This is a genomic window from Streptomyces sp. YS-3 (genome assembly GCF_045257485.1).
Taxonomy (GTDB): Bacteria; Actinomycetota; Actinomycetes; order Streptomycetales; family Streptomycetaceae; genus Streptomyces.
In genome coordinates this window covers 1-11,656 of sequence record NZ_JBJHPC010000191.1, presented here as the reverse complement: position 1 = coordinate 11,656, position 11,656 = coordinate 1, and the positions used below count along the sequence as shown (strand labels likewise).

Annotated in this window: 9 protein-coding genes; 2 read left to right on the top strand and 7 right to left on the bottom strand. The window is 72.7% G+C overall.

Annotated elements, in window-relative coordinates; genetic code table 11:
* Positions 1-307 precede the first annotated feature (307 nt).
* The 7 genes from ACJA3G_RS17500 to rsmI all read right to left on the bottom strand — a co-directional run bounded on the left by ACJA3G_RS17500 (position 308) and on the right by rsmI (position 8,040).
* A complete protein-coding gene (locus tag ACJA3G_RS17500) occupies positions 308-2,113 on the bottom strand; it encodes an ABC-F family ATP-binding cassette domain-containing protein (RefSeq protein WP_406553929.1) in 1,806 nt (601 codons plus the stop codon).
* Positions 2,114-2,403: 290 nt separating this feature from the next.
* A complete protein-coding gene (locus ACJA3G_RS17495) occupies positions 2,404-3,324 on the bottom strand; it encodes a 4-(cytidine 5'-diphospho)-2-C-methyl-D-erythritol kinase (RefSeq protein WP_406553928.1) in 921 nt (306 codons plus the stop codon).
* Positions 3,321-4,181, bottom strand: coding sequence for a 16S rRNA (adenine(1518)-N(6)/adenine(1519)-N(6))-dimethyltransferase RsmA (rsmA, locus tag ACJA3G_RS17490; protein WP_406553927.1), 861 nt, complete (start codon positions 4,179-4,181; stop codon positions 3,321-3,323). Before rsmA ends, ACJA3G_RS17495 begins: the two co-directional genes overlap by 4 nt.
* Positions 4,178-5,512, bottom strand: coding sequence for a ubiquitin-like domain-containing protein (locus ACJA3G_RS17485; protein ID WP_406553926.1), 1,335 nt, complete (start codon positions 5,510-5,512; stop codon positions 4,178-4,180). The genes rsmA and ACJA3G_RS17485 overlap by 4 nt, the downstream gene beginning before the upstream one ends.
* A gap of 139 nt (positions 5,513-5,651) precedes the next feature.
* Positions 5,652-6,524: a TatD family hydrolase gene (locus tag ACJA3G_RS17480; protein ID WP_406553925.1), complete on the bottom strand. Its 873-nt coding sequence runs from the start codon at positions 6,522-6,524 to the stop codon at positions 5,652-5,654.
* A gap of 30 nt (positions 6,525-6,554) precedes the next feature.
* Complete coding sequence (locus ACJA3G_RS17475; protein ID WP_406553924.1) at positions 6,555-6,980, bottom strand: hypothetical protein; 426 nt, start codon at positions 6,978-6,980, stop codon at positions 6,555-6,557.
* A 181-nt stretch (positions 6,981-7,161) separates the two neighbouring features.
* Entirely contained in the window at positions 7,162-8,040 is an 879-nt protein-coding gene (gene rsmI / locus ACJA3G_RS17470; protein WP_406553923.1) for a 16S rRNA (cytidine(1402)-2'-O)-methyltransferase, read from the bottom strand.
* A 96-nt stretch (positions 8,041-8,136) separates the two neighbouring features.
* Here rsmI and ACJA3G_RS17465 point away from each other — a divergent pair, with 96 nt between their 5' ends.
* Together ACJA3G_RS17465 and ACJA3G_RS17460 are read left to right on the top strand one after the other, a co-directional pair.
* Positions 8,137-9,909, top strand: a complete 1,773-nt coding sequence (locus ACJA3G_RS17465) for a dolichyl-phosphate-mannose--protein mannosyltransferase (RefSeq protein ID WP_406553922.1) — start codon at positions 8,137-8,139, stop codon at positions 9,907-9,909.
* A 118-nt stretch (positions 9,910-10,027) separates the two neighbouring features.
* On the top strand, positions 10,028-11,656 hold a 1,629-nt coding region (locus ACJA3G_RS17460), incomplete at its 3' end, for a penicillin-binding transpeptidase domain-containing protein (protein WP_406553921.1).

The window sequence follows — 11,656 nt, the reverse complement described above, 5'->3', positions numbered from 1 at the left end:
GGTGCCCCGAAGCCCCCCTGCGGCGGCTGCTTGCTGGGCGGCTGGGTCACAGTGTGTCTCCCCCTTCGTGGGGACCGCTGCCCGAACGGACTCCCCCGCGTTTCCGGAGCGGAATCGGACATGGTCCCGCACAGTTTGCGTCAGTCGAGCGGGGCTTCTTTGTATCACCCGAACCCCCTCGAACAGGGGGCCGGTCCGTCCCTGTTCCCAAGGGCGGACCGGCCTGTGATGCGCCTGTTATGGAGTTTGCACGTGCTCTTTACGACTCGTCACCCGTCCTCACGAGCCCCACGCGTCCCACCAGCTTCTAGGCCTCCTCGGCCAGTTCAAGCCACCGCATCTCCAGCTCGTCGCGCTCGACGATGAGGGCGCGCAGCTCCGCGTCGAGCTTGGCGACCTTCTCGAAGTCGGTGGCGTTGTCGGCGATCTGGCCGTGCAGACTGCTCTCCCGGTCGGAGATCTTGTTCAGCTGCCGCTCGATGCGCTGGAGTTCCTTCTTCGCGGCCCGGGAGTCGGCGGACGAGGCCGCGCCGGAGGACTTGGCGGCGACCGGCGCCGGGGCCGGGGCCGCCTCCTCGATCATCCGCCTGCGCCGCTCCAGGTACTCGTCGATGCCGCGCGGCAGCATCCGCAGGGCCGCGTCGCCGAGCAGCGCCCACACCCGGTCGGTGGTGCGCTCGATGAAGAACCGGTCGTGCGAGATGACGACCATCGAGCCCGGCCAGCCGTCGAGCAGGTCCTCCAGCTGGGTCAGCGTCTCGATGTCGAGGTCGTTGGTGGGCTCGTCGAGGAAGAGGACGTTCGGCTCGTCCATCAGCAGCCGCAGCAGCTGGAGCCGGCGCCGCTCACCACCGGACAGGTCCCCGACGGGCGTCCACTGCTTCTCCTTGCCGAACCCGAACTGCTCGCACAGCTGCCCGGCCGTCATCTCCCGGCCGGTGCCGAGGTCGACCCGGTCCCGGATCTGCTGCACGGCCTCCAGGACGCGCAGTTCGGCGGGGAGTTCGGTGACGTCCTGCGAGAGGTAGGCGAGCCGCACGGTCTTGCCGACCTTGATCCGCCCGGCGGCGGGCTGCGTCTCGCCGTCGGTACGGGCCGCCTCGGCCAGCGCGCGCAGCAGCGAGGTCTTGCCCGCGCCGTTCACCCCGACCAGGCCGATGCGGTCGCCCGGACCGAGCTGCCAGGTCAGGTGCTTGAGCAGCACCTTGGGACCGGCCTGTACGGTCACGTCCTCCAGGTCGAAGACGGTCTTGCCGAGCCGCGCGCCGGCGAACTTCATCAGCTCGGAGGTGTCGCGCGGCGGCGGCACGTCCGCGATCAGCTCGTTGGCGGCCTCGATGCGGTAGCGCGGCTTGGAGGTACGGGCGGGGGCGCCGCGCCGCAGCCAGGCCAGCTCCTTGCGCATCAGGTTCTGCCGCTTGGCCTCCTCGGTCGCGGCGATCCGCTCCCGCTCGGCGCGCGCGAACACGTAGTCGCTGTAGCCGCCCTCGTACTCGTAGACGCTGCCGCGCTGGACGTCCCACATCCGGGTGCAGACCTGGTCCAGGAACCAGCGGTCGTGGCTGACGCAGACCAACGCCGAGCGCCGGGCCCGCAGATGGGCGGCCAGCCAGGCGATGCCCTCCACGTCCAGGTGGTTGGTGGGCTCGTCCAGGATGATCAGGTCCGGGTCGGCGATGAGCAGCTTGGCGAGCGCGATACGGCGGCGCTCGCCGCCGGAGAGGGGGCCGATGACCGTGTCCAGGCCGCTCTCGAAGCCGGGCAGGGCGAGCCCGCCGAAGAGTCCGGTGAGCACGTCGCGGATCTTGGCGTTGCCCGCCCACTCGTGGTCGGCGAGGTCGCCGATCACCTCGTGGCGGACGGTGGCCGCGGGGTCCAGCGAGTCGTGCTGGGTGAGCACGCCGAGGCGGAGCCCGCCGACGTGGGTGACGCGGCCGGTGTCGGCGTCCTCCAGCTGCGCGAGCATCCGGATGAGGGTGGTCTTGCCGTCTCCGTTGCGGCCGACCACGCCGATCCGGTCCCCCTCGGAGACGCCGAGGGAGACGCCGTCGAGCAGGGCACGGGTGCCGTATACCTTGCTGACTGCCTCGACATTGACCAGATTGACGGCCATTTCACTCCTGAACAGGGGGGCTGAATCGTCCCCAAGGTTACGTCCCCGGCTGCCCCGGGCGGTCCGGCCCCGATTCCCCCCTCGCTTGCGTGGTGCGGCGCCGTCGCCTCTTCGCTTGCGTGGTGCGGCGCCTTCAGGGGCGCGGGGAACTGCGCGACCAGCCACGCACGGTCCGCACCCGTGAGACGTCGTTCTTCACCCGCGGGCCGGTGGGGGCCGGCCGCGCAGTTCCCCGCGCCCCGGAAAGCCTGGTGGCTGAGCCCGAGACACTCCGCGTCCCAGCCCCTGGCTCAGGCAGACACGACCGTCGCGCCGGGTGCCGGGGACACGGCCACCCTCGCGGAGCGGCACGTGCCGGATGCCGTCAGGGCGTCCGCGATCTTCCCGGCGGACGCGGCGTCCTCGGCCAGGAACGCCGTGGTCGGGCCGGAACCCGAGACCAGCGCGGCCAGCGCACCCGCCTTCGTGCCCGCGGCGAGGGTGTCCGCCAGGGACGGGCGCAGGGACAGGGCCGCCGGCTGGAGGTCGTTGGAGAGCGCGCCCGCCAACGCGAAGGGGTCGCCCGCGCGCAGCGCGGCGAGCAGCACCGCGTCCGCCTCCGGCGGGGCCGCGTCCGGCGTGAGGCGGTCGAACTCGCGGTACACCGCCGGTGTGGACAGCCCGCCGTCCGCCGCCGCGAACACCCAGTGGAAGGTGCCCCCGACCTCCAGCACGGAAAGCCGCTCGCCCCGGCCCGTGCCCAGCGCCGCCCCGCCGACCAGGCTGAACGGCACGTCGCTGCCGAGCTCGGCGCAGATGTCGAGCAGCTCCTCGCGGGACGCGCCCGTACCCCACAGCGCGTCGCACGCCACCAGCGCCGCCGCGCCGTCCGCGCTGCCGCCCGCCATGCCGCCCGCGACGGGGATGTCCTTGTCGATGTGGAGGTGGACGTCGGGCGCCAGGCCGTACCGCGCGGCCAGCAGTCCGGCCGCTCGCGCCGCCAGGTTCGTACGGTCCAGGGGGACCTTGTCCGCGTCCGGGCCGGAGCAGGTGATGCGCAGCCCGTCGGCGGGCGTGGCCGTGACCTCGTCGTAGAGGCCGACCGCGAGGAAGACGTTGGCGAGGTCGTGGAAGCCGTCGGGGCGGGCCGGGCCCACCGCGAGCTGGACGTTGACCTTGGCGGGGACCCGGACCGTCACCCGCGGCGCCGTCGGTGCCGTCCGTCCCGTCACGGCTTGGCCTCCGCGATCCGCGCGAACTCCTCCACCGTCAGCGCCTCGCCGCGCGCCTGCGGCGAGATCCCGGCCGCCACCAGCGCCTGTTCGGCGGCGGCGGCCGAGCCGGCCCAGCCCGCGAGCGCGGCCCGCAGGGTCTTGCGGCGCTGCGCGAAGGCCGCGTCGACCACCGCGAAGACCTCCGCCTTGGTGGCGGTGGTCCGCACCGGCTCGGTGCGCCGGACCAGCGCGACCAGGCCGGAGTCGACGTTGGGGGCGGGCCAGAAGACGTTGCGGCCGATGGACCCGGCGCGCTTGACCTCCGCGTACCAGTTGGCCTTCACCGACGGCACGCCGTAGACCTTGTTGCCCGGCTTGGCCGCGAGCCGGTCCGCGACCTCCGCCTGGACCATGACCAGGGTGCGCTCGATCGTGGGGAAACGGTCCAGCATGTGCAGCAGCACGGGGACCGCCACGTTGTACGGGAGGTTCGCGACCAGGGCGGTCGGGGCGGGGCCGGGCAGCTCCCGGACCAGCATCGCGTCGGAGTGGACCAGCGCGAAACGGTCCTTCTTCGCGGGCAGCCGGGCCTCGATCGTGGCGGGCAGCGCGCCGGCGAGCACCTCGTCGATCTCGACGGCCGTCACCCGGTCCGCCGCCTCCAGGAGCGCCAGGGTCAGCGAGCCGAGGCCGGGGCCGACCTCCACCACCACGTCGTCGGGCCGCACCTGCGCCGTCCGGACGATCCGGCGGACCGTATTGGCGTCGATGACGAAGTTCTGGCCGCGCTGCTTGGTGGGGCGTACGCCCAGTGCTGCGGCCAGTTCACGGATGTCGGCGGGGCCGAGGAGGGCGTCGGGATCAGTGGTGCTCACCGATACAGCCTACGGCCGCAGTGCGGCCACGGACTCGCCCCCCGCTGCGCGAAGAGCTTCTTCGCCCGGAACGTCTGCTCGGCGGCGCTGGCGTGCTGCGGGAGGCCGCTGCCGCCGAGCGCGTGCCAGGTGCGGCCGTCGAACTGGTAGAGCCCGCCGTAGTTCCCCGTCGCGTCGACCGCGCCGGGGCGCCCGCCGGACTCGCAGTGGGCGAGGGCGCGCCAGTCGAGGTGGTCGGCGCCCTCGACCGTGGTGGGCAGCGGCTTGGTGCCGACCCGGACGGTCTGGGTGACCGGCGGGCGCACCACGTGCTCGGCCACCTTGCGCGGCTTCTGCCGCACCCCGTCGACGGTCCGCAGCGCGTAGGTGACCTTGCGGAAGCCGCGCTGGCCGGGCCGGTCGACGACCTCGGTCCCGGTGAACAGGGAGTCGTCCCGGGTCCGGACGACCCGGTACGGGATCGGCTCCTCGCGGACCTCGCGGCTGCCGGTGATCCGCATGACGGTGATCGTCTGCCCGTCGCGGGGGAAGACGGACGGCGGCACGGAGGTGGTGTCCTGGTCCCGCAGGGAGATCCCGGCCTCCTCGACGGCCTCGGCGACCGACGCCGCGTTGGTGCGGATCGTGCGCTCGCGGCCGTCGGCGAGGAAGGTCACCTGGCGTTCGGTGCGCACGTCCAGGCCCATGCCGGTGCGCCCGATCTCCGAGGAGCGCGAGGCCGACAGATACGCGCCCTCGGCGCGCACCCCGAGCTGGCGCAGGGCCCCGTCCACGGTCTGGGCGGTGGTCCACACCTGGTGGCGCCGGCCGTCGAGGGTGAGGGCGACCGGGCGGCCGTAGCGGACGACGACCTCGTCGCCGCCCGTCAGCGCCCGGTGGCGGCCGGGCGCGACGATGTCGTGGTCCCCGACGCCGACGTGCTGGTCCGCGAGGAGTTCGTCGACGTCGTCCGCGAAGGTGTGCAGGGTGCGCGGGACGCCGTCGACGGTGAGCCGTACGGCCTTGTCGTTGACGAGGAACGCGGTGGTCCCGCCCGCGAGGAAGGCGACCACCAGGGCCTGCGGGATGAGCCGGCGCAGGGCGTCGGGCCCGGCGCCGAAGAGCGCTCCCCGGCGGCGTCGGGCCCGGCGCGCCCCGGCCCGGGTGCCCTCCGGCGCCGCCCCGCCGCCCCGGCGCGGCCGGGGCACCTCCGCGGGCAGGGTCTCCTGGGCGTCGTACGGGAGCGGCCCGGCGGGCGGCGGCGCGTCCTGCGCGGACCGCGGCTCGGCCGTTCTCGTCGCCGCGCGACGGCCGCCGCGTGCGGCACGGTGACTGCCCTGCGAATTGCTCACGGCGCTCCAGAGTTCCGGCCTCGTCCCGTCGAGGGCGGGACATTAGCGAAACCTTCGTCACCGTCCAAAGCGATTCGACTACGGAGCGTCGCCCCGCTACCCTGCACTCGCCCACCCGGGGCACCCGGGCCGTTATCCGTCAGTAATCGAAGGCGCGCGCGGTGTTCTCCGCCACGGCCGCGGCCAGCACGTCCTCATGGACCGCCTTGACCGCCGCCATGGCCCGCACCGTAATAGGAATGAGATACGGCGCATTGGGCCGTCCGCGGTACGGCGCCGGTGTGAGGAAGGGCGCGTCCGTCTCCACGAGGACGAGTTCGAGGGGGGCGACGGCGAGCGCGTCGCGCAGCGGCTGGGCGTTCTTGAACGTCATGTTTCCGGCGAAGGACATGAAGTAGCCGGAACGCGCGCAGAGTTCCGCCATTTCCGCGTCACCGGAATAGCAGTGGAAGACCGTGCGCTCCGGGGCGCCCTCTTCCCGCAGAATGCGCAGCACGTCCGCGTGCGCGTCGCGATCGTGGATGACGAGCGCCTTGCCGTGCCGTTTGGCGATCTCGATGTGCGCGCGGAAGGACCGCTCCTGGGCGGCCATGCCGTCGGCGCCGGTGCGGAAGTGGTCGAGGCCGGTCTCGCCGACGGCCTTGACGTGCGGGAGGGCGGCGAGCCGGTCGATCTCGGCGAGCGCCTCGTCGAGGGCGGCGTCGCCCCCGGCCTGCCGCGCCCCCTGGCGGGACCAGCCGTCGGGGTCGCCCGAGACGATCCTGGGGGCCTCGTTCGGGTGCAGAGCCACCGCGGCCCACACGTTCTCCCAGGAGGCAGCCGTTTCCGCCGCCCACCGCGAGCCCTTGAGGTCGCACCCCACCTGGACCACCGTGGTCACCCCGACGGCCGCGGCCCTGGCCAGGGCCTCCTCGACCGTCGTGGACTGCATGTCCAGGTGGGTGTGCGAGTCGGCCACCGCCACACCGAGCGGTTCGGGCAGGGGCGGCGGGGCATCCTTGGCGGCACTCATGGGGCCGATCCTATGAAAGGCCCCGGCGCGTCACTTCTTGTGGTGGTGCTGGAAGGGGTGCAGAAGGTCCGAGAGGTGCCAGTGGTGCTCGGCGTCGGGCTCGGCCGCGGGCGTGGCGCCCGGCCCGGCCGCCGCCGGGGTGTCCGGCTCCGGGTCGCCCCCGGACCCCACGGGCCCGGCGGGCGCCTGGTGGGTCGACTGGTGGGCGAGCCACTGCTGCACGCTGGAGACCCGGCCGGCGCGCAGGGTGCGCACCACGTGCCCGCCGCAGTTCGTGCAGGTGGGCTGGGACAGAGGAGAGGGGACCCGCTCCCCGTCGGCCTTGTAGACCACGAACGGCTGCCCCTTGCCGTCCACGTGGTGCTCTATCTCGTACGCCTGCTCCCAGCCATATCCACACCTCATGCACGCGAAGGCGTAAGCCTCGTGCGCCGTGGTCTCAGCGATCTCACTCATGTGCCGGCTCCCTTGTCCGCTGGACAAGCTCTTGCGAGCGCTCCTTGCGAGCGGAGGCGGAAAGCGCCCCCGATCCATGGGACGCCTTTCGCCGCCGAAACGCATCAGGGGCTGTCGAGTGTTGGTGCCGATTTGGCCTTTCCTAGGCAAAAGCCCCGGTGCGCGGCCTGCGCTTTACTTTTCACGATAGTCCTTTGCCGTCCGCGGGTGCCTGTCGTGCCGCGTTCTTTGCCGCCACGACCGCGTCGAACACCTCGCGCTTGGGCAGGCCCGCGTCGAGCGCCACGGCGGCGATCGCCTCCTTGCGCCGCTCGCCCGCCTCCTCGCGCACCCGCACCCTGCGCACCAGCTCCTCGGCGTCCAGCTCGGCGGGTCCGGTCTCGGCCGCGCCCTCCACCACCACGGTGATCTCGCCGCGCACCCCCTCGGCGGCCCAGGCGGCGAGGTCGCCCAGGCTGCCGCGCTTGACCTCCTCGTACGTCTTGGTCAGCTCGCGGCAGACGGCGGCGCGGCGCTCCGCGCCGAAGACCTCGGCCATCGCGGCGAGCGTGTCGTCGAGGCGGTGCGGGGCCTCGAAGTAGACGAGGGTGCGGCGCTCGCCGGCGACCTCGCGCAGCCGGCCGAGCCGCTCGCCCGCCTTGCGCGGCAGGAACCCCTCGAAGCAGAACCGGTCGACGGGCAGCCCGGACAGGGCGAGCGCGGTGAGCACCGCCGAGGGTCCGGGCACGGCCGTGACCTTGATGTCCTTCTCCACGGCCGCCGCCACGAGCCGGTAGCCGGGGTCGGAGACCGACGGCATCCCCGCGTCCGTCACGAGCAGCACGCGCGCGCCGCCCTCCAGCGCCTCGACGAGCTCGGGCGTACGGGCGGACTCGTTGCCCTCGAAGTAGGAGACGACCCGCCCCGAGGTGTGGATGCCGAGCGCCCGGGTCAGGCCGCGCAGCCGCCGGGTGTCCTCGGCGGCGACGACGTCGGCCCGCTCCAGCTCGGCGGCGAGGCGCGGCGGCGCGTCCGCGATGTCGCCGATGGGGGTGCCTGCGAGTACGAGTGTTCCGGTCACCCCGCCATCCTCCCAGCCCCGGGGCCGCGCCGTTCGCCCGGACCGGATCGGGCCCGGCCACGGGACTCGCACAGACCCTTTCCCTACGATGGCGCGGTGACCAGTACTGCGCCGCAGACCCTTGAGGGCCATGACGCCGAAGATCCGCCGCCCGGCTGGCCGGACCGGCTGCGCCGCTTCGGCTACGCGGCCGGGCCGAGAACCGGCCTGCGCGAGCGGCTGGTGCCGCCCTACACCCGGCCGTCCGGTCAGCTCTGGGCGGTTCTGAGAGTCTCCCCGGCGACCGCCGAGCGCCTGGTGCGCTGGTCGGCGTGGGGCGGCCCGCTGCTGGTCACGCTGGTGGCGGGGGTGCTGCGGTTCTGGCGGCTGGGCAGCCCGGACTCGGTGATATTCGACGAGACGTACTACGCCAAGGACGCCTGGGCGCTGATCAACCGCGGCTACGAGGGCGCCTGGCCCAAGGACGTCGACAAGGCGATCATCAAGGACCCCTCGTCGGTGCCGATCCCCACCGACCCGGGCTATGTGGTGCACCCGCCGGTCGGCAAGTACCTCATCGGCATCGGTGAGAAGTGGTTCGACTTCACCCCGTTCGGCTGGCGCTTCATGATGGCGGTGCTCGGCACGCTCTCGGTGCTGATGCTCTGCCGGATCGGGCGGCGGCTGTTCCGCTCGACGTTCCTGGGCTGTCTGGCCGGCGCGCTGCTCGCGGTGGACGGGCTGCACTTCGTCATGAGCCGGATGGCCCTGCTCGACCTGGTGGTCATGTTCTTCGTGCTCGCCGCCTTCGGCTGTCTGCTGATCGACCGGGACCGGGCGCGCGCCCGGCTCGCGGCGGCGCTCCCCGAGGGCGCGGCGGGCGACCTGCGCCCGGACACGGCCGTGGCGGAGGGCCTGCGCCTTGGCCTGCGGCCGTGGCGGATCGCGGCCGGGGTGATGCTGGGGCTGGCCTGCGGCACCAAGTGGAACGGCCTGTACGTCCTGGTCTTCTTCTGCGTCATGGCGGTCCTGTGGGACGCGGGCGCCCGCCGCACGGCCGGCGCGGTGCGGCCCTACCGCGCGGTGCTCCGCAGGGACGCCTTCTGGGCCTTCCTCTCCACGGTCCCGGTGGCGGTGGTGACGTATCTGGCCTCCTGGACCGGCTGGTTCATGACCGACAAGGGCTACTTCCGGGACTGGGCGCACGGCCGCGACGGCCTCTCCCCCGACCACGTCAAGCTGCCGCTGCTGGGCAAGGTGAGCCTGCCGCAGTTCGACATGGGCTGGATGCCGGAGTCACTGCGCAGCCTGTGGCACTACGAGGCCGAGGTCTACAGCTTCCACGTCAACCTCACGGACCAGCACACCTACCAGTCCAACCCGTGGAGCTGGATCGTCCTGGGCCGCCCGGTCTCGTACTTCTACGAGAGCCCCTCCCCCGGCACCGACGGCTGCCCCTCCTCCACCACCGGCAAGTGCGCCCGCGAGGTCCTGGCGCTCGGCACACCGCTGCTGTGGTGGGCGGCGTGCTTCGCGCTCCTGTACGTGCTGTGGCGGTGGGCGTTCCGCCGCGACTGGCGGGCGGGCGCGATCGTCTGCGGCGTCGCGGCGGGCTATCTGCCCTGGTTCCTCTACCAGGAGCGGACGATCTTCTTCTTCTACGCGGTCGTCTTCGTGCCGTTCCTGTGTCTGGCGGTGGCGATGATGATCGGCGCGATCCTCGGCCCACCGGGCTCGGACGAGCGCCGCCGGGCGGTGGGCGCGATCGGCGCGGGCGTGCTGGTGCTGCTGATCGTCTGGAACTTCATCTACTTCTGGCCGCTGTACACGGGCACGTCGATTCCGCTGGATTCGTGGCGGAACCGGATGTGGCTGGATACATGGGTGTGAGCCGCTGAGCGGTGTCCCGGTCCGGTAACGGCCGGAGCCGGTGTCACTGCTGTCACGTAAAGTTCCTCCCAAGCAACTCTTGAACACGTTCAAGAGACTCCTGGGGAGGGGCTGCGAGATGCGCAGTGGAGCGAAGGCCGCCGTCGTCGGCGGTGTGTTCGTGGTCGTCGGCACCGGTGTGGTGTACGGCGGCTACCAGATGGTGGCGGGGGACGGCTCGTCCTCCGGCTCGCATACGCGGGCGGCGCCGGTACGGACCGGCCCGCCCGCCACCGACGAGATCACCAAGACCGCCCAGGCGTTCTTCGACGCCTGGGCCAAGGGGGACGCGGCGGCGGCCTCGGCCCTGACCAACAACAACGCCGCCGCCCAGACCGTGCTCACCGCCTTCCACGACGAGGCGCACGTGGGCAAGGTGACGATCACGCCGGGGGCGGCCACGGGGGCGACCGTTCCGTACACGGTGAAGGCGGAGGTCTCCTACGAGGGGAAGACCGCGCCGCTCGACTACAGCTCGCGGCTCACGGTCGTGCGGGGCGTGAGCACCGGCAAGGCGCTGGTGGACTGGCAGCCGGCCGTCGTCCACCCGAAGCTGAAGCCGGGCGGGAAGCTGGTGACGGGGGCCGCCAAGAACCCCGAGATCGAGGCCGTGGACCACCGGGGGCGGGTGCTGACCAAGGAGAAGTACCCCTCGCTCGGGTTCGTCCTGGACGCGCTGCGGCAGAAGTACGGCGACAAGGTCAACGGCACGCCGGGCGTGGAGACCTGGATCGAGGGCGGCGCCGAGGGCGCACCGAACCAGACGCTGCTCACCCTGGCCAAGGGCCGGCCCGGCAAGCTGACGACGACGCTCGACGCGGACGTCCAGGCGGCGGCGGAGCGGGCCGTGAAGGACTTCGCGGAGTCCTCGGTGGTGGCGATCGAGCCGACGAGCGGGGAGATCCGGGCCGTCGCGGACAACCGCAAGGACGGCTTCCCCGCCTCCCTCCAGGCGTCCGTGGCCCCCGGCTCCACCATGAAGATCGTCACCGGCGCGATGATCATCGCGAACGGCGTGGGCGGGGCGGACCAGCCGGCGGAGTGCCCGGCGACGGTCCCGTGGGAGGGCTATGTCTTCCACAACCTGAATGACTTCACCATCGCGCACGGCACCCTGACCGACGCGTTCGCGCGGTCCTGCAACACCGCCTTCATCAAGCCGGTCAGGCCCCTCACCGACAAGGGCGTCGCCGGGACCGCGCTCGGCCAGACCGCCCGGGACTACTTCGGGCTCGGCCAGAACAACTGGAAGCTCGGCGGCGTGAAGTCCTTCGACGGCCGCGTCCCGGACTCCTCCGGCGTGGAGACCGCCGCCTCCTACATCGGCCAGGGGAAGGTCCAGATGAGCCCGCTCGACATGGCGTCCATCTCGGCCACCGTCATCGGCGGCGGGTTCCACCAGCCGGTGATCGTGCCGCAGTCCCTGGACGACCGGGAACTGGCCCAGGCCAAGCCGCTGCCCGCCCCGGTCGCCTCACAGCTGAAGCAGATGATGCACGCGGCTACCACCGGCAGCGGGACGGCCGTGAAGGCAATGGCCGGGGTGCCCGGGCCCAAGGGCGCCAAGACCGGCTCGGCCGAGGTGGACCGGCAGGGCACGTCCAACAGCTGGTTCACCGGGTACGGCAACGGGCTCGCCGCGGCGGCCCTCGTCCAGTCCGGCGGACACGGCGGGGACGCGGCGGGACCGATCGTGGCGCGGGTGCTG

What these genes read in the sequence shown, in the direction of transcription:
- ACJA3G_RS17500 (WP_406553929.1), bottom strand. Translation starts at nt 2,113, where the DNA reads ATGGCCGTCAATCTGGTCAATGTCGAGGCAGTCAGCAAGGTATACGGC.
- ACJA3G_RS17480 (WP_406553925.1), bottom strand. Translation starts at nt 6,524, where the DNA reads ATGAGTGCCGCCAAGGATGCCCCGCCGCCCCTGCCCGAACCGCTCGGT.
- ACJA3G_RS17475 (WP_406553924.1), bottom strand. Translation starts at nt 6,980, where the DNA reads ATGAGTGAGATCGCTGAGACCACGGCGCACGAGGCTTACGCCTTCGCG.